This window comes from Streptomyces sp. NBC_00523, from assembly GCF_036346615.1.
GTDB lineage: Bacteria > Actinomycetota > Actinomycetes > Streptomycetales > Streptomycetaceae > Streptomyces.
Genome location: NZ_CP107836.1, coordinates 6,654,237 through 6,675,432 on the forward strand (window position 1 = coordinate 6,654,237; position 21,196 = coordinate 6,675,432).

Here is a 21,196-nt window from a genome sequence, read left to right on the forward strand (position 1 = left end):
CTCGGGCTCTCGGCTCGGGTCAGATCAGGTGGGCGCGCTTGTAGAAGAACAGGGCCGGCTTCGTCAGCAGACGGGCCGAGGCCAGGAACTCCATCAGCCCCGAACAGCTCGACCGCATCAGGGACTTGTGGTGCTCGTTGGTCTTCGCCTCGGCCCGCGCCCGGGCGGCGTCCAGGCCGGCGTTCGCGTAGACGTCCCGGTTCACCATGCTGGTGACGATGTAGTACGAGGCGATGGCGACGACGAGCGCGTTGAGGTGGCGGCGCACCGGGCCCGCGTCGCGCAGCCGCTTGCGGGTCTCGTCGCGGGCGAACTTCATGTGGCGGGACTCCTCCACCACATGGATGTTGTTGATCGTGCGGACGAACGGCGCGACGCGCTCGTCGCGCATCCAGTCGCGCTGCATCACGTCGAGCACCTCCTCCGCCACGAGGATCGCCGCGTACGCCGCCTCGCCGAAGGCAAGGGTCTTGAAGGCGCGGCCCAGTTCGACCACCGGACGGCGCGGCCGGTAGGCCGGTGCGCCCAGCTTCGCCGCGCCCCGGGCGAACATGATCGAGTGGCGGCACTCGTCGGCCACCTCGGTCAGCGCCCACTGGAAGCGCGGGTCGGTCGGGTCCTTGGCGTACATGTCCCGCAGCACCATCTGCTGGAGGATCATCTCGAACCAGATGCCGGTGCTGGCGACCGAGGCGGCCTCCTGGCGGGTCAGCGCCTTGCGTTGAGCCTCCGTCAGTTCGCCCCAGTACGCGGTGGCGTAGAGGGTGCTCCACTCGGGGCTCGCCCCGTGGTGGTCCGTGTCGAGGGGGGTGTCCCAGTCCACTTCGGTGGCCGGGTCGTACGAGAGCTTCGCGGACGAATCGAGCAGGCGCCGGGCGACGTCCTGCTCGGCGGCCCGGTCCTGGTCCTCCGGCCGAACGGTGCTGCTTGCCATGCTGCGGCTCCTTGACTCGAGAGATCGACCCCGGCGCCGTCCGGCCCTCATCGGGTACGGCCCGATGAGATCGCCGGCCGTCGGACGCCGCCCTCGCTTGTTAGACGCGACGTCTAGCAAGCTGTTAGACGGAAGGTATAGCAAGAGGCGCGCGCTCACTACCCCCGCGTAGGAAATTCGTACGTTCTCTCCACGGCGGGCCCGTGTGCGGGGCGTTGGCGCGGGGCCCCGGGGGCCCTTGTCCGCGCATCGGGGCCGGGGGATCATGGCGGTCTGCCGCGGCCCGGCGGTGCGGCCCCGGGGCGGCCGACCCGGGGGAGCGTCATGGTCATCGTCGCCGTTTACTTCGTCATCGCCGTGTCCGCGGCCGTGAGTCTCGCGCGGAGCCTCGACCGGCAGATGGAGGGCCCCCGGCTGCGGGCCGCGTGGGCCGGGCGTACCGCCGAGGCGCGGTGCACGGGTGTCCGACGGAGGAGGCGCAGGACGCCGAGGGGGTCCCCACCACCCAGTCGCACGCCACCCTGGAGTTCCGTACGGAGGCCGGCCGGGCCGTCTCCTTCGAGGAGCGCCGCCGCCAACCGGACGTGGCAGAGGGTGACTTCGTGGCCGTGTACTACGCGGAGGACACCCCCGAGGCGGCCACCGCGCAGGCCCCGTCCTTCGGGACCCGGTGCGCCCGGGAACTCGTGGCCGGGCTGGGGTGCGCCTTCGCACTGGTGACGGCCGCGATCCTCGCCGGGGTGCTCTGAACCGACCCGCGGGGCCGTCCCCGTACGGCCGCTCCGGCTGCCCGGAGCCTCGACAGGCAGCGTTACGGACCGATTGGGACCGTAACGTCCTGGTGTTGACGTGCCCAAATCAAGAAAGCGCCATCTTTTCGCGTTCACATCCTTGTACGGCAAGTCTTGACGCCTCTATCCTCGCCAACCAGAAAGCGCTTTCCATCTCTCTTCGACGAATGGGAACGAACATGAGGCGACCAGTCGCACTGAGACTTTCTGCGGCGCTGTCCACGATGGCCCTGGCGGCCGCGGCCGGAGCGGTCCTGACGATGCCCGCGGCATCCGCAGCCGTCGCGGGCGGCGCCACCGGCTACGCGAGCCAGAACGGCGGCACCACGGGCGGCGCGGGCGGGCAGACCGTACGGGCCACCACCGGGACCCAGATCCACCAGGCCCTGTGCGGCCGGGCCAGCAGCAGCACCCCGATCATCATCGAGGTCGAGGGCACCATCAACCACGCCAACACCGCCAAGGTGTCCGGCGACAGCTGCAACACGGCGGCCGGGGTCATCGAGCTCAAGCAGATCAGCAACGTCACCCTCGTCGGTGTCGGCGGCGGGGCCGTCTTCGACCAACTGGGCATCCACATCCGCCAGTCCAGCAACATCATCATCCAGAACGTGACCGTCAAGAACGTCAAGAAGTCCGGCTCGCCCACCTCCAACGGCGGCGACGCCATCGGTATGGAGAGCGACGTCCGCAACGTCTGGGTCGACCACGCGACCCTGGAGGCGTCCGGCGGCGAGGACGACGGCTTCGACGGCCTCTTCGACATGAAGGACAACACCCAGTACGTGACGCTGTCCTACAGCACCCTGCGCAACTCCGGCCGGGGCGGCCTCATCGGCTCCAGCGAGACGCAGCTCGACAACGGCTTCGTCACGTTCCACCACAACCTGTACGAGAACGTCGACTCCCGCACACCGCTGCTGCGCGGCGGCATCGCCCACATCTACAACAACTACTACGTGAAGCTGAACAAGTCCGGGATCAACTCCCGGGCCGGTGCCCACGCCAAGGTGGACAACAACTACTTCAAGGACTCCAAGGACGTCCTGGGCACCTTCTACACCGACACCACCGGGTACTGGCAGGTCAGCGGCAACACCTTCGACAACGTCACCTGGTCCTCGCCCGGCACCGAGAACCACCCGGCCGGCCCGAACCCGCAGTCCAACACCACGGTCAGCATCCCCTACGCGTACACCCTCGACGCGTCCTCCTGCGTGCCCGCGATCGTGACCAGCACGGCGGGCGCCAACAAGGGGCTCAAGGTCTCGGACGGCAACTGCTCCACGACGAACCCGACCGACCCGACGGACCCCACCGACCCGACCGATCCCACGGACCCGACCGACCCGACCACACCCGCCGGCACCAACCTCAGCCTCGGTGCCGGTGCCGACGGCTCCAGCAAGGCGAGCGGCACCAGCTACGGCAACGTGCGCGACGGTGACCTGAGCACCTACTGGTCCCCGGCCGGATCGACCGGCTCCGTCTCCGTCAAGTGGGCCTCCGCCACCACCGTCTCCGCCGTCACGATCCGCGAGGCCGCGGGTGCCCAGGGCGTGACCGGATCCTGGCGGCTCCTGAACGCCGACACCGGAGCGGTCCTCAAGACCGGCAGCGGCGCGGGCACGATCACCATCCCGGCCACCTCCCTGCGCAAGATCACCTTCGAGATCACCTCGGCCGCCGGCACACCGAGGATCGCCGAGTTCGAGACGTACGCGGGATAGCGGCCCCGCACGCACAGCCGGGCCGGTCCGGGGAGCTGCACCCTCCCCGGACCGGCCCTTCGCGCACCACTGCGCCGGACGGATGGGCGCGGCCCGCGAATCGGACGATCAAGGAAGAACGGCCGGCCCCGTATGACCACCATGGAGCCGGGCAGGCGGTACGCAAGGGCACCGCCCCGGCGGGCACCCGGCAGATCCGAGACGGGGAGCCGGCACCCGAGCAGACCATCGACAGCGTCGAGGCCCGCAACAAGGCGCAGACGCAGGAGAGGACGACCGCTGTGAAGCAGGAGACCGCGGAGAAGGCAGCCCAGGCCACCGTCCAGGTGCGCGACAAGGCGGCACTGATCGCCCAGAAGCTGAAGGAGCGCACGCCGGACCCCGTCCTGGAGAAGACGGCCCAGGCCGCCGCCCAGGTACGCGAGAGCGCGGCGAAGGCCGGACAGTACGCGGCGGACAAGGCGCCGGAACCCCTGCGGGAGACCGCGGGCCAGGCCGCCACCGCGGCGCGCACCCACCGCACCCCGCTGCTCGCGGCCGGGGCCCTGCTCGCGGTGGTCATGCTGGTCCGCCGCGGCCGGGGCCACCGCCGGTGAACGCGGCCAAGATCGCCTACAAGCCGGTCGGGCTCATCCTGGGCGCCGCGGGCGGCATGCTCGCCGGCATGGCGTTCAAGCAGGTGTGGAAGGTCATCGAGGGCGAGGGCGATGCCCCCGACGCCATGGACGAGGACCGCCGCTGGAGGGAGATCCTGCTCGCCGCGGCCGTCCAGGGCGCGATCTTCGCCGTGGTCAAGGCGGCGATAGAGCGTTCCGGCGCGGTGACCGCCCGCCGCCTGACGGGCAGCTGGCCGGGCTGAAGCGGCGCAGCGGAAACGGAGGGGGCCGGCACCCGACCACGGGCGCCGGCCCCCTCCGCGTACCGGGACCCGCCGACAGGCGCACGCGGGCCGTGCGCGGGCGAACCCGGCGGTCTTCGGGGAACGTGGATCACATGACTCCTTCGCAGACCCCGGACCCGGACCGGGAACCCCGCGCGACCACAGGACCGGACCCCGCCGGCGGAGTGCCGCCCGGGGAGACGCCGCCCCCCGAGAGCGGCCTGTCGGGGGCAGGGCCCCAGGACACCACGTACAACCCGCCGAAGGGCTGGGCGAAGGCCCCGATGGCGCTGATCATCGGCATCACGCTGCTCATGGCGGCGTTCTTCCTGGTGTACGCGATCATCCTGCTGCTCTGACGCGGGGGAGCGGCGACCCGAACCCGAACCCGAACAGCCGCACCCGCCCGGAGCGGGAAGGCGGTGTCCGCGCGCCCGCACGGGCGGCCCGCCCTGCCGGGTGCGTCAACCTCGCATAGCTTGAGGAAAAGGCGCATACGTACACGTTCCGAAGGAGTCGACGCACGTGACGGACGTATCGAGCAGGGGGCCCGCCGCCGGTGACGAGCGCGAGACGCTCACCAACCGGCAGGGCCATCCCGTGTACGACAACCAGAACCAGCGCACCGTCGGCGCCCGTGGCCCGGCCACGCTGGAGAACTACCAGTTCCTGGAGAAGATCAGCCACTTCGACCGCGAGCGGATCCCCGAGCGCGTCGTGCACGCCCGGGGCGTGACCGCGTACGGCTACTTCGAGGCGTACGGTGCCCTCGGCGACGAGCCCGTCGCCCGCTTCACCCGCGCCAAGCTCTTCCAGGAGCGCGGAAAGCGCACGGACGTCGCGGTGCGCTTCTCGACCGTCATCGGCGGCCGGGACTCCTCCGAGGCGGCGCGCGATCCGCGCGGTTTCGCGGTGAAGTTCTACACCGAGGACGGCAACTGGGACCTCGTCGGGAACAACCTGGGGATCTTCTTCATCCGGGACGCGATCAAGTTCCCCGACGTCATCCACGCCCTCAAGCCGGACCCCGTCACGTTCGAGCAGCAGCCGAGGCGCATCTTCGACTTCATGTCGCAGACGCCCGAGTCGATGCACATGCTGGTCAACCTGTTCAGCCCGCGCGGCATCCCGGCGGACTACCGCCACATGCAGGGCTTCGGCGTCAACACGTACAAGTGGGTCAACGAGACCGGCGAGTCCTTCCTCGTGAAGTACCACTGGATGCCCAAGGCGGGCGTGCGCAGCATGACCGAGGAGGACGCGGCCAACGTGCAGGCCGACGGCCTCGGTCATGCCACGAAGGACCTGTACGAGGCGGTGGGGCGCGGGGCCCACCCGGAGTGGGAACTGCTCGTCCAGCTGATGGACGACCACGACCACCCGGAGCTGGACTTCGACCCGCTGGACGACACCAAGACCTGGCCCGAGCAGGACTTCCCGCCCAGGGCGGTGGGCCGGATGGTGCTCGACCGGATGCCGGAGAACTACTTCGCGGAGAACGACCAGATCTCCTTCGGCACCGGTGTGCTGGTGGACGGGCTCGACTTCTCCGACGACAAGATGCTGGTGGGCCGCACCTTCTCGTACAGCGACACCCAGCGCTACCGGGTCGGGCCCAACTACCTGCAACTGCCGGTGAACCAGGCCAAGAACGCCACGGTGCGCACCAACCAGCGCGACGGCCTGATGACGTATCACGTGGACGGCGGCGGCGGGAACCCGATCGTCAACTACGAGCCGTCCATCACGGGCGGCCTGCGCGAGGCGCACTACCCCACGCACGACGAGGTGGGCCCCGAGGTGCGCGGCCGGCTCACCCGCAAGCGCATCCCCCGGACCAACGACTACCTCCAGGCCGGGCAGCGCTACCTCCTGATGGAACAGTGGGAGCGCGACGACCTCGTGCACAACCTCGTCGACCTGCTCTCGCAGTGCGACCGGCCGGTGCAGGAGCGGATGGTCTGGCACTTCCTGCTCGTGGAGAACGACCTGGGCCTCAAGATCGGCGAAGGGCTCCGCATCACCCCCGCGGACGTCAAGGGCCTGGAGCCGCTGCCCGGCCAGACCCTCACCGACGAGGACCGGCAGCGCCTCTCCCGCCTCGGCGACAACCCGCCGCGCGACGTCACGGGCCTGACGATGACCCACTGCGTCCCCGACGAACGCCACGTCGTCACCCGCTGAACCGACCCCGGCCCTCTCGCGCGTCCGCCGCGGGAGGGCCGGGGTCGGCGCGGTCAGCGCTTGAGCGTCAGCAGACCCGGGCGGTAGGGCAGCAGACCGTAGTCACCTCCGGACTGGGGGCTGCGGCCCTGGTAGAGAAGTTGCAGGTTGCAGGGGTCGACGGTCATGGTCTGGTCGGCCCCGGTGCGGATCAGTTCGCCGTGGCTGATGTCGTTGGTCCAGGTGGCCCCGCTGTTGGCCTTGCCGGCGAAGGGATTGCTCTCGGTCGCGGCCTGGGGCGTCCACGACCCGTTCAGGCTGGTGGCTGTGAACGAGCGGAAGTAGCGGCCCTGGGAGCCGATCGCCTCGACGATCATGAGGTAACGGTTCTGGCCCTGCAGCTTGTAGACCTGCGGGGCTTCGAACAAGTTGTTCGTGCTGTCGCTCATGACCACGGTCGAGGACGTCCCGAAGCTGCCCGGGAAGTTCCCGATCGGCATGCTGGCCCGGTAGATCTTGCCGTTGTCACCGGCGAAGAACAGGTACATGTTCGTCCCGTCCCCGATGAGTGTCTGGTCGATCGGTCCCGTGCCGGAGCCGCTGATGCTCCCGGAGAAGAGGGTCTGCGGGGCCGACCAGCCGTTCGCGTTGGTGGGGTCGTTCGACGTCCGGTACGAGAAGGCGGTCGCGCCCCACTGGTAGGTGAGCACCCAGATGTTCTTCGGTGCGAAGTAGAAGAGCGTGGGTGCGACGGTCCCGGAGGACATCGCGTTCTGGCCGGCCGACGCCATGTCCGACCAGTTGGTGAACGGGCTGAAGTTCATGGAACCCCAGCTCGTCCCGTTGTCGTGCGTCGTCGCGTAGACGAGCTGCTTGCCGTTGTACGGGACGACGGTGAAGTCCTTCAGCGAGGCCCAGCCGGACCGGGGCTGCGCCAGCGCGCCCGTGGAGCTCCAGCTGTACGAGGACGGGAGCTCGCAGGTACCGGTGCCCGGGTTCTCGTCGCCGGCCTTCACCAGCTTCCACTGCTGGTTGGCGCCGCTCCAGTCGTCGTACTGGACGATGTTGGCGTTGTCGGCGGTGGAGGCGCCCTGCACTTCGAGGGCCTTGCCGCTGTGGCGCGAGATCAGCCGCACGTAGCCGTCACCGCTGTCGGCCAGCCGCCACTGCTGGTTGGTGGCGTTCAGGTCGGACCACTGGACGATTGAACCGCCGTTCGCCGTCGACCAGTTGTAGACGTCCAGCACCTTGCCCGAGTGGCGGGACCGGATGCGGTAGTAGCCGTCTCCGGAATCGACGAACTGCCACTGCTGCTGGGCCTGGTCGTTCCGGGACCACTGGGTGATGCGGGCTCCGTCGTTCGTCGCCAGGTTGTATACGTCCAGCGCCTTGCCGCTGTTGCGGTTGACCAGCACGTACGAGGCGCTGGGGTCCACGGTCGCTGCGGTGGCGGGCTGCGCACCGAGGAACGCGGCGACGAGCAGCAAGGGCGCCAGGACGGCGAGCAGCCGACCTCTGTGGAAGGGAAACAAGGGGCGACACCGCATGGGGGGGACCTCCTGAGAGCAGGGGTTTGAGGGCAGAGACACCGTCGAAATGTTTCGAACAGGGCTCCGCGTGTGGTGCCACAAGCTAGAAATGTTAGCGCTCACAGTCAAGGTGTACGGCGGATTCTCTTGCGGATAACTCAGCGTCAGGCGTTCCGAAATATTTCGTTTCAAGTTCGGAAACATTCTTTGACCGAAGTATTGACGAGTCACGGTCAAAGCCTCAATCATCCGTTGCTGAGCGGGTCACACGGCCCGCCGCGCTCCGGTCCTTCCCCGATCCCCCCTACCGAGGAGGCACAGCCATGGGCTCCTACGCCCTTCCGAGATCCGCTCTCAGCCGGCCACTCCGCGCACTCCTGCCGGCCCTGCTCGTCGGCGTCCTGGGCGCGTCCGCCGCACTGGTCGCACCTTCGAACGCGCATGCCGCCGAGTCGACCCTCGGCGCCGCCGCGGCGCAGAGCGGGCGGTACTTCGGCACCGCCATCGCCTCGGGCAAGCTCGGCGACTCGGCGTACACCTCGATCGCCTCCCGCGAGTTCAACATGGTGACGGCCGAGAACGAGATGAAGATCGACGCAACCGAGCCGCAGCGCGGCCAGTTCAACTTCAGCGCCGGCGACCGCGTCTACAACTGGGCGGTGCAGAACGGCAAGAAGGTGCGCGGGCACACCCTCGCCTGGTACTCCCAGCAGCCCAGCTGGATGCAAAGCCTCAGCGGCAGCACCCTGCGCCAGGCGATGATCGACCACATCAACGGTGTGATGGGCCACTACAAGGGCAAGATCGCCCAGTGGGACGTCGTGAACGAGGCGTTCGCGGACGGCAACTCGGGTGGCCGCCGGGACTCCAACCTCCAGCGCACCGGCAACGACTGGATCGAGGTGGCCTTCCGTACCGCGCGCGCCGCCGACTCGTCCGCCAAGCTCTGCTACAACGACTACAACATCGAGAACTGGAACTGGGCCAAGACCCAGGGCGTGTACAACATGGTCAAGGACTTCAAGCAGCGCGGCGTGCCCATCGACTGCGTCGGCTTCCAGTCCCACTTCAACAGCGGCAGCCCGTACGACAGCAACTTCCGCACCACCCTGCAGAGCTTCGCCGCCCTCGGCGTGGACGTGGCCATCACCGAGCTCGACATCCAGGGCGCGTCGGCCTCGACCTACGCCAACGTGACCAACGACTGCCTGGCCGTATCGCGCTGCCTCGGCATCACCGTCTGGGGCGTCCGCGACAGCGACTCCTGGCGTTCGGGTGACACGCCGCTGCTGTTCAACAACGACGGCAGCAAGAAGGCCGCCTACACCTCCGTCCTGAACGCCCTCAACGGCGGCTCCACCACGCCCCCCGACCCGGGCGGGAACGAGGGGAGCGGGCAGCTGAAGGGCGTCGCTTCGGGCCGTTGCGTGGACGTGCCCAACTCCAGCACCTCGGACGGCACCGCGGTCCAGCTGTACGACTGCCACAACGCCACCAACCAGCAGTGGGTGTCCACCTCCGCCGGGGAACTGCAGGTATACGGCAACAAGTGCCTGGACGCCGCCGGCAGCGGCAACGGCGCCAAGATCCAGATCTACAGCTGCTGGGGCGGCGACAACCAGAAGTGGCGGATCAACTCCGACGGATCCATTGTCGGCGTGCAGTCCGGACTCTGCCTCGACGCCGTGGGAGCCGGCAGCGCCAACGGCACCCAGCTCCAGCTCTACACCTGCTCGGGCGGCAGCAACCAACGCTGGGCCCTGTCGTCCTGACACGGTCCCGCGCCGGCCTCCTCGCCCTGCGGGGAATCGGTTGAGAGTCGGGGGCCACCGCCGTTACGGCGGTGGCCCCTGCGGCGTGGCCCACCGCTTTGCCGAGGCGACCCCCGCACCCCGGCACCTTGAAGGGATCCGCTTCTGTGCACACGTACGACAACCCGGTGATCAGCGGCTTCCACCCCGATCCGAGCATCTGCCGGGCCGGTGACGATTACTACCTGGTGTGCTCCAGCTTCGAGTACTTCCCGGGGCTGCCCCTCTTCCACAGCAAGGACCTGGTGCACTGGGAGCAGATCGGCAACGTCCTGGACCGCCCGGCGCAGCTGCCCCTGCCGCTCCCCGGCGCCAAGGCGTCCGGCGGTCTGTACGCCCCCACGATCCGTCACCACGACGGCCGTTACTGGGTCATCAACACCAACGTCGACGGGGGCGGCAACTTCGTCGTCACGGCCGAGCGGCCCGAGGGGCCGTGGAGCGATCCGGTGTGGATCGATCTGACCGGCATCGACCCCGACCTCGCCTGGGAGGAGGACGGCACCTGCTGGTGCGCCTTCTCCGGACCCGCCGGGGGCATCAACATGGCCAGGATCGACCCGGTGACGGGGGAGGTCCTGGAGGGGCCCTTCCCCACGTGGTCGGGCAGCGGTCTCAAGTTCCCCGAGGCACCACACCTCTACCGCATCGGCGACTGGTGGTACCTGCTGATCGCGGAAGGCGGCACGGAGCGCGGCCACAGCGTGTCCATCGCCCGCAGCCGCTCGCCGCGCGGCCCCTGGGAGGGCGCACCCGCCAATCCGCTGCTCTCCCACAGCGGGACCGCCCGCGCCATCCAGAACGCCGGCCACGCCGACCTGGTGCAGGCTCCCGACGGCAGCTGGTGGATGGTGCTGCTCGGCGTCCGCCCACGCGGCTTCACCCCTGACGTGCACGTGCTCGGCCGCGAGACGTACCTGACGCCCGTCGAGTGGGACGACGAGGGCTGGCCCGTCGTTGCGCCCGTCCCCGGGCACCACCCGGCCCCGGGCGGTGCCTGGCACCCCATCGCCGCGCCGCCCGTCCGCGACGACTTCGACGCGCCGGCCCTCGCGCCCCACTGGATCTCGCCGTTCACCCGCCCGGAAGGCTCCTGGTCCCTCACTGAGCGGCCCGGCCGGCTGGTTCTCCACGCCACGGGCCCCACCCTGGACACCCCCGGGTACACCTTCGTCGGCCGCCGCCAGCAGCACCACGACTGCCGGGTCACCGCACTGATCGACCCCGGCACGGGCCGCGGCGGTCTTTGCGTACGCCTGGACGAGGCCCACCACTACGAGGTGGAGGCCGGCGACGGGGAGGCCCGCGTCGTCGCACGTATCGGCCCCCTGGTCCGGACCGTGGCCCGCAGGCCGGTCACCGCCGGGCCGCTGCGCCTCACCGTGGCAATCCGTACGTGCGACCTCGTCCCCGCCTCCCCCCACCTCACGGACGGCGGCACCACCGGCCCCGACACCCTCGCCTTCTGGCTCGGCGATCCCGGAGCGCCGGACGCCTCGCCGCTGGCCGAACTGGACGGGCGCTACCTCTCCACCGAGGTCGCCTGCGGATTCACCGGCCGGGTGATCGGCATGTACGCCACGCGGGGCTCGGTCGCGTTCGACTGGTACGAGTACGTCCCGGCTCCGCCGCCGTCCGTATGAGGCCCCGCGCGCCCGCCCGAAGCCGCCTCCGGCCTGCGAAGGGCCCCCTCCTCGGTTGGGCTAACCTTTCCCCATGCCGCCCCGACCAGCCGCATCGCGCCCCACCCTCTCCCTGGTGGCCAAGACCGCCGGTACGAGCGTTCCCACGGTGTCCAAGGTGCTGCGAGGCGGAACGGACGTCTCGGCGGAGACCCGTGCGAAGGTCATGGAAGCCGTGCGGGCCGTCGGCTACACCCGCCGGGCCGGGGCCAAGAGCGAGAAGCGGCGCGACGACAGCGGCGGCCTTTCCCAGGTGCTCGACCTGGTGGTCACCCACTTCGAGGGGTCGTGGGCGAACCTTCTGATAGCCGGTGTCGGACGTGAAGCGGCGGCAGCGGGGCTCGACGTCGTCCTGACCCTCGCCCAGCCGCAGGGCGACTGGGTGTCGCGGCTGCTGCGAAGGCGCACCATCGGTGTGATCGGGACGCTGGTCGATCCCGCGTCGCAGCAGTTCGGCGCACTTTTCGCCGCGGGTGTCCCGGTCGTGCTGATCGATCCCATGAGCACACCCCCCTCCGGGGTGGCGAGCGTCGGTGTGGCGAACTGGGAAGGCGGCCGCATGGCCGGCGAACACCTCCTGTCGCTCGGGCACGAGCGGATGGGCGTGGTCGCCGGCCATGCCCGCCATCTCTTCAGCAGGGCGCGCGTCGACGGATTCCGTGCGGCCGCCGACACCACGACCGCGGGCAGCGCCACCGTTTCGGTGGCCCACGGCGCGTGGAACCGGGCGAAGGCCGCGACCGCCACCCATGCCCTGCTCGACGGCGATCCGGGGATCACCGGAATCTTCGCTTGCGCCGACTCCATGGCCCTCGGCGTCTACGACGCACTGGCGGCCCGGGGCCAGCGCATCCCCGAGGACATCAGCGTCATCGGCTTCGACGACCTGCCCGAGGCGCAGTACATCACCCCCGGCCTGACGACGGTCAGACAGCCGAGTACCGAGTTGGGCGCCGCCGCTGTCAAGCTGCTCATCGAGCTCTCCCGGGGCGAGGACGGGGGCGCCCGGTCACCCGCGCGCATGGAACTGGCCACGGAACTGGTCGTCCGGGCCTCCACCGGTCCCGTCCGGGCGGTCGCGCCGTCGCCCCGCTGACCGGGGCGGACGGCTCGGGCCCGCTTTCCTGTCGTGGTCCCCGTCCGCGTCAGGACGGCGCAGTCAGCACGACCTGGAGGACGAGGCGGCTCGGACGGGCGGCGCCATGACGGATCGTGTACACCGCGACGACGGGCTCCGCCGCCTGCCCGGCCGGGTCGAAGACGTTGCTTCCGACGTCCCAGCGCGGTGACGAACTGGGCGCGACGTCGACGCGCACCCGGTGGCCCGGCAGGAACGTGTGCGCCGTCGACCAGAGATCGATCACGAACTCGTGGTCCCGGCCCGGCTCCAACGGCCGTCGCCGGCCCACGCCCGTGACCGGGTCCACGACCCGCGCCGACCCGCGCTGCACCCCGTCGGTGACGACGCGACTGACACCGTCCGGGCCCACGTCGCACAGTCGCACGATCACGTCCGCGTCGTTCCCCGTCGTCGTGAGGTGGATGACGGCGCGGACCGCGCCCAGCACAGTGAGTTCCTCGGTGAGCGGTGCGGTCCGCCAGGAGACCACGTCCTGACGCGCCTCGATTGCCGCCTGATCCTCCGGCCCCGCTCCGAACGGCCCGAAGAGGAGCACCGATCCGCCGCACGTGGGAACGGGGCACGCCGGATCGCTCGTCAGCCGCCGTTCGCCGGGCCCGGCCGCCTCTGTCGTCAGCGTGCCTTCGGCATTCAGGTACAGCTCCAGCGTCCGTGTGCCGGGCGGAGGGAACTCCCCCAGTTCGATCCACCGGTTCGCGCCCATGAGGAACACCCGCACCGGCGGCAAGTCCGCCGACGCGGCGCGGAGGGTGGCGCCGAACCACAGCACGTGCTGGGTGGTGAGGTCGCCGTGGCCGCCGAGATGGTCGGCGGACGCCTCCGGTCCGAAGGCCGCTCCGCCGGCCCGGCCCGAGAAGTCGTCGTGCGTCCAGGGGCCGACCAGGAGGCGGGGGGCCGGTCCGCCGGTGTTCTTCGCACGGCGCAGCAGCCGCCGGTAGAGCTCCAGGGTCGGGCCGAGGAAGACGTCGAACCAGCCGCCGATCAGGAAGACCGGTACGTCGACCGCTTCGATCCGGTCGACGACCTTTCCCTCGCGATGACGTCCCGACGCGAGCGGCTCCCGCAGCAGGTCCAGACCCCACGCGACGATCGCCTCTGCGTCCTGCGCGGTGTGCGGGGCCCCGGCCCGGAACGCCGAACGGTCCGTGAGCGCCCGCTCGGTGGCCTCCCACCGTGCCGTCTCGGCCTCCCGTTCGCGTACGGAACCGATGCGCGCGATCAGATCCGGGGCGATCGCGTAGTGGGTCCACGCCAGGGTGCTGCCGATCTCGGGCACCCCGCCCCGGAACCGGAAACCGTCGAGTGCCGACAACGCAGGCGTCATGGCCGCGGCGACCGCCCGCAACCCCGGTGAGCCTCCGAGCAGGGCGGCGAACTGGGTGTCCGAGGCGTAGGAGGCGCCCCACATCCCGACGGTGCCGTCGCACTCGGGGAGCCCCGCGAGCCACGCCACGGCGTCGGCGCCGTCGTCCACCTCCTGCGCACAGGGGACGAACACCCCCTCGGAGCCGTAGCGGCCCCGGACGTCCTGGAGCGCGACGAGGTATCCGGCGGCGACGAGCCGCCCGACGTCGAGCATCCCCTCGCGCTCCTCACGGGCGATGTCGTAGGGGTGGCGGGTCAGCAGAGCGGGCCAGGGCCCAGGTCCGTGCGGAATGAGGAGCAGGGTGCGCAGGCGCGTCCCGTCACGCAACGCGCAGGCTGTCTCGCGGCGTTCGGCGACCGGGTCCGCCGAATCGTCCGCGGGGCCGGTGGCCCGGAAGCCGGTCTGCGGTTGAGCCTCGCTCGTGCCGTCGCTCACCGCAGGGCGACCGCCGTCCAGGAGGTCGGCGGCAGCTCGATGGTGAGCAGGCCGTCGGCGAGTGCCGCGCCGGTGTTCGGGACCGGGGTCACCCGGTCCCGGTGGGCGAGTGTGTTCCTGGCGTAGACGTCGGAGTCGGCCAGGGTCACCGCCTCCGTGATGTGCGAGCGGCCGAGGCTGCGCACGTCCACGGTGACCTCGGCCGCTTCCGCGGTGTCGCGGTTGACGAGGAAGATCGCGGCCCGGTCCTCGTCGGCGGTCGCGACGGCGTCGATGACGGACGCCTCACCGTAGCGAGCCGTTTCGTACACCGGCGCGTCGATCAGGGGGCGGAGCACCTCTCCGGTGGCCAGCCGGCTCGTGATCGAGAACGGGTAGAAGGTCGTCTGCCGCCAGGCCGGGCCGCCGGGTTCCGTCATGATCGGCGCGATCACGTTGACGAGCTGGGCCAGGGATGCCGAGGTGACGCGGTCGCTGCGGCGCAGCAGCGTCATCAGCAGGTTGCCGACGACCACGGCGTCCGCCACGGTGTAGGTGTCCTCCAGGAGACGGGGTGCGTGCTGCCACTCGTCCTGGATCTTGTCGGATTCCTGGTGCTCCTTGAGATACCAGACGTTCCACTCGTCGAAGGAGACGGCGATCTTCTTGGACGAGCGCTTCTTGTGCCCCACGTGGTCGGCGGTCGCGACGACGGTGTCGATGAAGTAGTCCATATCGGTCGCCGAGGCGAGGAAGGAGCCGAGGTCGCCGTCGTGCTCCTGGTAGTACGCGTGGCAGGAGACGTAGTCGACGTGGTCGTAGCAGTGCTCCAGTACGGTGCGTTCCCAGTCGCCGAAGGTCGGCATGGCCGATCCGGAGGAGCCGCAGACGACGAGTTCGAGGTTCGCGTCGGCCCGCTTCATGGCGGCGGCGGTGCGGGCGGCCAGTTTGCCGTAGTCGTCCGCCGTCATGAAACCGGTCTGCCACGGCCCGTCCATCTCGTTGCCGAGGCACCACATGCGCACGTCGTGCGGCTCCGGAGTCCCATGGGCGACGCGCAGGTCCGACAACGTCGTGCCGGACGGGTGGTTGGCGTATTCCAGCAGGTCGAGTGCGGGCAGGATGCCCCGGGTGGCGACGTTGACGGCCAGCATCAACTCGGAGCCGGTGAGCCTGAGCCATCGCGCGAACTCGTCCAGACCGACCTGGTTGGATTCGAGTGAACGCCAGGCGAGGTCGCGGCGCACCGGCCGCTTCTCGCGCGGGCCGACCGAGTCCTCCCAGCGGAACCCGGAGACGAAGTTGCCGCCCGGGTAGCGGATGGTCGTGCTGCCGAGTTCCCGGACGAGACCGACGACGTCCATGCGGAACCCGTCCGCGTTCGCGCTCGGGTGACCCGGCTCGTAGAGACCGGTGTACACGCACCGGCCGAGGTGCTCGACGAACGAGCCGAAGGTGCGGCGCTGGACAGGGGCGATGACGGCCTGCCTGTCGAGTTCTATGTGGGCGCGGGGCAATGCGGCGGTCCTTTCGCGGTGATGGCGCGTGCCGGGCGGTCGGCACCGGGCAGCGGCCCGCCCCCGCCGGGACGTGCGGCAGGGGCAGGGCAGGGGTGGGCGGTACGGCGGGCCGGATGCCTGCGTCAGCCCTTCACGGCGCCGGTGAGGCCACCGACGATGCGCCTCTCGAATATCGAGAAGAAGACCAGTGCGGGCAGCATGGCGAGTGAGGTGAAGGCGAGGACCTTCGCGGTGTCCGTGGAGTACTGGGAGGTGAAGACCTGGACGCCGAGCGGCAGGGTGTAGTTCGCCTGCGTGTTGAGGATGTACAGCGGCAGGATGTAGTTGTTCCAGCTGCCGACGAATCCGAGGATGCCGACGGTCACCACGCCGGGCAGTGACAGCGGCAGCACCATGCGGAAGAAGAAGCCGAGCCGGCCCAGCCCGTCGATCGCGGCGGCCTCCTCGATCTCGTTCGGGATGGCCCTGAGGAACGGTACGAGGATGATGACGGTGGTCGGCAGGCCGAAGGCGATCTGCGGGATGATCACGCCGAGCAGGCTGTCGACGAGTCCGAGGTCCTTGATGACCAGGTACAGCGGAGTGATCGCGATGACCAGGGGGAACATCAACCCGGCGGCGAACAGGGAGTACATCGCCCCCTTGAGTTTGAAGTCGTAGCGTGCGATGACGAAGCTCACCATCATCCCCGTGGCGACGATGCCGACGGTGCTGGCGATCGCGACGATGAGGGAGTTGGCGAACTCGCCCCAGAAGACGTTCGACGTGAGGATGCCGGTGTAGTTGCCGATCACCCAAGGGTGCGGCAGGCCGGCCGGATCCGTGGTGATCTGCGAGTTGGAGCGGAATCCGCCGAGCACGATGTAGAGAACCGGTGCGACGCACACACCGACGAAGAGCAGCGCGACGAAGTAGACGACCGGGCTGCCCCACTTCTGCGGAGCGCCGCGGCGGCCGGTGGGTGGCGTCGGCTCCGGCGCGGGGGACGTCCGGGAAACGGTGGTCGTCACGCTCATCACACGGTCCCTTCCGTGACGGCGCCCCGGAGGTCGCGGCGCAGGACGAAGCGCTGGTAGATCAGGGCGACGACGAGCGAGATGACGAACATGACCACCGCGACGGCGCTGCCGTAGCCGTAGTTGCCCGCGTTGCGTCCCTGGGCGAGCATGTAGATCGCCATCGTCGACGTGCCGGTCGTGCCCGCGACGTACGGGCCCCAGATGATGTAGACGAGGTCGAACAACTGCAGTGAGCCGATGATCGACAGGAAGGCCCAGATGCGGATCGTCGGCCCCAGCAGCGGCAGCGTGATGCGGCGCTGGATCTGCCAGTAGGTGGCACCGTCGATCTGCGCGGCCTCGAAGATCTCTTCGGGGATCGACTGGAGGCCGGCGAGCATGAGGATCACCGCGAAGCCGATGTACTTCCACGTGATGATGGCGACCAGGGTCCAGATGGCCAGGTCCGGGTCGGCGATCCAGTCGGCTGCCAGGGATCCCAGGCCGATCCTTTCCAGCAGTCCGTTGGCGGCGCCGTCGCTCTGCAGTATCAAGCCCCAGCCGATGCCGACGATGATCTCGGACACGATGTAGGGCACGAAGATCAGGACGCGGATCGCCGAGCGGCCGCGGATCTTCTGGTTGAGCAGCAGGGCGAGGGCGATCGCTATCGGGCCCTGGACGACCAGTGACAGCACGAGGAGCAGCCCGTTGTGCCACAGGACGTCGTGGAACGCGGGGTCGGTCAGGATCAGCTTGTAGTTGCTCAGGCCGACCCAGTCGGTGGGATCTCCGTAGCCCTTCCACCGGTAGAACCCGTAGTACGCGGCGAGCACGATCGGGAAGATCACGAACGCCAGGAACATGATGATCGCCGGCGCGGACAGGACCGCGATCTCCAGTCGCATCCTGGCACGGCCTCGGCGGTGGGCAGCCGCTCGCGGCGGAGCCGGGGTTGCGGACTTCGCCACACCCCTGGCCCCCTGCATGCCCTGCGACTGGCGGCCGTGGGCCGGGTCAGCGCCCAGGGTGTCGCTCATGTCTGCTTACTCAGCCCTTCTCGGCGGCGGCTTTGACGTCCTTCACGATGTCGCCGGCCGTGCCCTTGCCGGCCATCAGGTTCACGACGGCGATGTTCATGGCGTTGCCGACGTTCTGGCCGTACACGGTGTCGAGGAACTGCATGGAGTACGCCGCCTTGTTGAACGCCTGCAGCGCCGAGATGTTGTACGTCTCGGTGACGACCCCCTGGGCGGCCTTGTTCACCGGAATGGTGTCGAATGCCTTCCCGTACGCTTCCTGCTGCTCCTTGGTCACGACGAACCGGAGGAAGTCCGCTGCCGCCTTCGGCGCGTTCTTGGCGAGGGAGTAGCCCCCGGCGCCGCCCATGATGGCGGTCGGGTCGCCCTTCCCGCCGGGCACCGCGGGGAAGGGGAACCATCCCAGGTCGGGGAGCTGCTTCTTGTCGGGCGTCAGGTCCGCGATCACACCGGGGTCCCAGTTGCCCATGAGCTCCATGGCCGCCTTGCGGTTGGCGAGCATGCCGGCGGACGATCCGGCTCCCTGCTGCGACGTCGCCGTCAGGAAGCCCTTCTGGAAGGGGGTGTGCCCCAGCAGACCTGCCAGGTCCTCGCCGGCCTTGTTCCAGCACGGGTCGTCGAACGTGAGCGACTTGGCGGCCTCCTGCATGGTCTCCTGGCTGCACTCACGCAGAACGAAGTTGTAGTACCAGTGCGCGGCCGGCCAGGCGTCCTTGGCGCCGACGGCGATCGGCGCGACCTTGACCGTCTTCAGCTTGGCGACGGCGTCCGTGAGCTCGTCCATCGTCGTGGGTGGCGCGGTGATGCCGGCCTTCTTGAACAGGTCCTTGCTGTAGTAGATGCCTTCGGGCTGGGTGTCGAGCGGCATCGCGTAGACCTTGCCGTCGATCGAAACACCTTGCAGGGCCGCCTCGCCCACGTTCGCCCGGTCGGTGTCGGTCAGGTCCAGTGCCCGGATCTGCCCGGCGTCGACCATGGCCTGCATCTTGCCGCCGCCGCGCTGGAGGAAGATGCTCGGCGCCGAGTTCGAGTTGAGCGCGTTCTGCAGCTTGCCGTCGAGGTCCTCGTTCTGGACCGACTGGATCTTGACCGTCACGTCCTTGTGCAGGGCCTGGTACGCCTTCGCGGCGTCCTTCCAGTACTTGGCGCCCCGGCCTTCCATGGCATTCGTCCAGACGGTCACCGTGGCGTGCCCGTCGGACGTACCGCTGCCGTCGTCGCCGCCGCCCGCGCAGCCGGCAGCGGCGAGTGCGACGCACAAGCCGATCGCGGCACCGGTCGTGCTGCGGATTCTCCTCGTCATCGTGGGAACTCCTGATCTGTTGCCGGTGGTCCAACTGCCGGGTTTTTTGCGCAAATTAATGAGCCACCCGTGAGGTAGGTGCAAGGTCTACCGCCTGAAATGAACGCTGAGCAACCATTAGTTTTCGCAAGTTGCGGGATCGTTATCGATCGTTTCGATCGCCGGGGCGGCGGGCCGCGAGAGGGCGCCCGAAGATCGCCGGACGGTCCGTCCGACGTCTTGACACCGCTTTCCCGATCTCCCTACGGTGCGCAGCACATTGAGCGAGCGCCGGCCTTCCGCCCGCCCGTCCAGGCGCGCCTCGCGCCGCACCGCAGCAGAGGAACCCCACCATGCGGATCGTCGTCCCCCGACAGCCGACAGCCCGACTCTCCGATGCCTGGCGTCATTGCGTCGGCACCGGCCGCCTCGATCTCGCGCTACGGCGCGACTACCAGGAATCGCTCGCCCTCGTTCAGCGCGACATCGGTTTCCGGTACATCCGGGGGCACGGCCTCCTCAGCGACGGGATGGGCATCCACCACCCCTACCACCACGCCGGCGAGCGCCGCGTACGTCACGCCTTCACGTACGTCGACCAAGTGGTCGACGCCTACCTGGAGATGGGCATCGCACCCTTCCTCGAACTGGGGTTCATGCCCTCGGGGCTGGCCTCCGGCGACGACACCGTGTTCTGGTGGAAGGGCAACATCACTCCTCCGCGTGACGAGAGGGAGTGGGCGGACCTCGTCCGGGCCGTCATGGGGCACCTGATCGACCGCTACGGCGCCGACCAGGTGCGCCGGTGGCCGGTCGAGGTGTGGAACGAGCCGAACCTGGCTCCGTTCTGGGCCTCCGACCAGGACGGCTATCACCGCCTGTACGAGGTGACCTCGCTGGCCGTCAAGGAGGTCGACGCCGGGCTCCAGGTCGGCGGTCCGTCGCTGGCGCCGGGCTACCAGGACGAGTGGATCCAGCGCTTCGCGGAGTTCGTGGAGGCTCGCGACCTGCCCATCGATTTCGTCAGCCGCCACGCCTACTCGTCCGGCCCCGTCCAGCCCGTACCGTTCGGCGCTCACCAGACCCTCATGCCGGCCTCGGCCCTGCTGGAGCAGTTCGAGGCCCCGCGACGGCAGCTGGCGGGCACCCGGCTCGCGGAACTCCCCTTGCACATCACGGAGTTCAACTCCTCGTACCGGCCGGACAACCCGATCCACGACACCGCGTTCCATGCGGCGTACCTGGCCCCGGTACTCGTGAACGGAGGGGACCTCGCGGACTCCTTCTCGTACTGGACCTTCAGTGACGTCTTCGAAGAGGTGGGCATACCCACGGCGGCGTTCCACGGCGGATTCGGCCTCCTGACGCACCGCCAGATCAAGAAGCCCACCTACCACTTGTACACATTCATGGCGGAGATGGGGGAGCAGATCCTTGCCCGGGGTGAGGACCACCTGGTGACACGGCACGACGACGGCCGGATCACCGTGCTGGCCTGGGCACCGGCCGACCCGGCGGGCGGCGATCCCGTGAACGGGCGCTCCCTCCGGCTGTCCCTGCCCGTCGGAGCCCCGGACGCGCGGGGCTCCGCCTATCTCCGTCGCCGCTCCGTGAGTGAGGAGGCGGGCAACCCCTGGACCGCCTGGTGCGAGATGGGCCGGCCGCTCGCGCCCGGCCGCCGTCAGATCGACGCCTTGCGCGAGGCGGCCGAACCGGCCCGCTCGCACGGGAACGTTCCCGTGGTCGGCGGGCGTGCCGACGTGCACCTCGTCCTGAGCCGGCACGAGGTGACGCTCGTGGAGCTCACCCCGGTCGCCGACGAGACGCCCGACTGGTGGAGCGACGACCGCCTGTTCGGGCTCGGCGACGAGGGGGCCGACGCCTTCGCGGCCCAGGACTGAGCACTCCACCCCAC

The 21,196-nt window shown here is 69.5% G+C and carries 17 protein-coding genes; 10 read left to right on the top strand and 7 right to left on the bottom strand.

Features of this window, described 5'->3' with window-relative positions; translation table 11 throughout:
• Positions 1-19: 19 nt before the first annotated feature.
• Entirely contained in the window at positions 20-934 is a 915-nt protein-coding gene (locus tag OHS17_RS30025; protein WP_330314691.1) for an AurF N-oxygenase family protein, read from the bottom strand.
• 452 nt (positions 935-1,386) lie between these two features.
• Here OHS17_RS30025 and OHS17_RS30030 point away from each other — a divergent pair, with 452 nt between their 5' ends.
• From OHS17_RS30030 to OHS17_RS30055, 6 genes are all read left to right on the top strand, one after another.
• On the top strand, positions 1,387-1,683 hold the full coding sequence (locus OHS17_RS30030) for a DUF3592 domain-containing protein (RefSeq protein WP_330314692.1): 297 nt from the start codon (positions 1,387-1,389) through the stop codon (positions 1,681-1,683).
• Between the two features lie 221 nt (positions 1,684-1,904).
• Positions 1,905-3,455, top strand: a complete 1,551-nt coding sequence (locus OHS17_RS30035; RefSeq protein ID WP_330314693.1) for a pectate lyase family protein — start codon at positions 1,905-1,907, stop codon at positions 3,453-3,455.
• Between the two features lie 281 nt (positions 3,456-3,736).
• Entirely contained in the window at positions 3,737-4,051 is a 315-nt protein-coding gene (locus OHS17_RS30040) for a hypothetical protein (RefSeq protein ID WP_330314694.1), read from the top strand.
• Entirely contained in the window at positions 4,048-4,314 is a 267-nt protein-coding gene (locus OHS17_RS30045) for a DUF4235 domain-containing protein (protein WP_018100035.1), read from the top strand. Before OHS17_RS30040 ends, OHS17_RS30045 begins: the two co-directional genes overlap by 4 nt.
• A gap of 134 nt (positions 4,315-4,448) precedes the next feature.
• Complete coding sequence (locus tag OHS17_RS30050; RefSeq protein WP_161212407.1) at positions 4,449-4,694, top strand: DUF6480 family protein; 246 nt, start codon at positions 4,449-4,451, stop codon at positions 4,692-4,694.
• A gap of 166 nt (positions 4,695-4,860) precedes the next feature.
• A complete protein-coding gene (locus OHS17_RS30055; protein ID WP_330314695.1) occupies positions 4,861-6,519 on the top strand; it encodes a catalase in 1,659 nt (552 codons plus the stop codon).
• 53 nt (positions 6,520-6,572) lie between these two features.
• Here the strand turns inward: OHS17_RS30055 and OHS17_RS30060 are convergent, their stop codons facing one another.
• Entirely contained in the window at positions 6,573-8,045 is a 1,473-nt protein-coding gene (locus tag OHS17_RS30060; RefSeq protein ID WP_366438452.1) for a non-reducing end alpha-L-arabinofuranosidase family hydrolase, read from the bottom strand.
• A gap of 305 nt (positions 8,046-8,350) precedes the next feature.
• Between OHS17_RS30060 and OHS17_RS30065 the strand changes: the two genes are divergently transcribed.
• From OHS17_RS30065 to OHS17_RS30075, 3 genes are all read left to right on the top strand, one after another.
• On the top strand, positions 8,351-9,799 hold the full coding sequence (locus OHS17_RS30065) for an endo-1,4-beta-xylanase (RefSeq protein WP_330314697.1): 1,449 nt from the start codon (positions 8,351-8,353) through the stop codon (positions 9,797-9,799).
• A gap of 146 nt (positions 9,800-9,945) precedes the next feature.
• Positions 9,946-11,481, top strand: coding sequence for a glycoside hydrolase family 43 protein (locus tag OHS17_RS30070; RefSeq protein WP_330314698.1), 1,536 nt, complete (start codon positions 9,946-9,948; stop codon positions 11,479-11,481).
• Between the two features lie 73 nt (positions 11,482-11,554).
• Complete coding sequence (locus OHS17_RS30075; protein ID WP_330314699.1) at positions 11,555-12,616, top strand: LacI family DNA-binding transcriptional regulator; 1,062 nt, start codon at positions 11,555-11,557, stop codon at positions 12,614-12,616.
• 49 nt (positions 12,617-12,665) lie between these two features.
• On the opposite strand, the gene OHS17_RS30080 is transcribed toward OHS17_RS30075, so the two are convergent.
• The 5 genes from OHS17_RS30080 to OHS17_RS30100 form a co-directional block, all read right to left on the bottom strand.
• Positions 12,666-14,462 (bottom strand): CocE/NonD family hydrolase, encoded by a 1,797-nt coding sequence (locus tag OHS17_RS30080; protein ID WP_330314700.1) that lies wholly within the window; start codon positions 14,460-14,462, stop codon positions 12,666-12,668.
• Positions 14,459-15,958: an arabinosylfuranosidase ArfA gene (gene arfA, locus OHS17_RS30085; protein ID WP_330314701.1), complete on the bottom strand. Its 1,500-nt coding sequence runs from the start codon at positions 15,956-15,958 to the stop codon at positions 14,459-14,461. The genes OHS17_RS30080 and arfA overlap by 4 nt, the downstream gene beginning before the upstream one ends.
• A gap of 125 nt (positions 15,959-16,083) precedes the next feature.
• On the bottom strand, positions 16,084-16,977 hold the full coding sequence (locus OHS17_RS30090) for a carbohydrate ABC transporter permease (RefSeq protein ID WP_330314702.1): 894 nt from the start codon (positions 16,975-16,977) through the stop codon (positions 16,084-16,086).
• Positions 16,977-17,999, bottom strand: coding sequence for a carbohydrate ABC transporter permease (locus OHS17_RS30095; RefSeq protein ID WP_330314703.1), 1,023 nt, complete (start codon positions 17,997-17,999; stop codon positions 16,977-16,979). Before OHS17_RS30095 ends, OHS17_RS30090 begins: the two co-directional genes overlap by 1 nt.
• A gap of 10 nt (positions 18,000-18,009) precedes the next feature.
• A complete protein-coding gene (locus OHS17_RS30100) occupies positions 18,010-19,302 on the bottom strand; it encodes an ABC transporter substrate-binding protein (protein WP_330314704.1) in 1,293 nt (430 codons plus the stop codon).
• A 332-nt stretch (positions 19,303-19,634) separates the two neighbouring features.
• Between OHS17_RS30100 and OHS17_RS30105 the strand changes: the two genes are divergently transcribed.
• Positions 19,635-21,182: a GH39 family glycosyl hydrolase gene (locus OHS17_RS30105; protein ID WP_330314705.1), complete on the top strand. Its 1,548-nt coding sequence runs from the start codon at positions 19,635-19,637 to the stop codon at positions 21,180-21,182.
• Positions 21,183-21,196 lie beyond the last annotated feature (14 nt).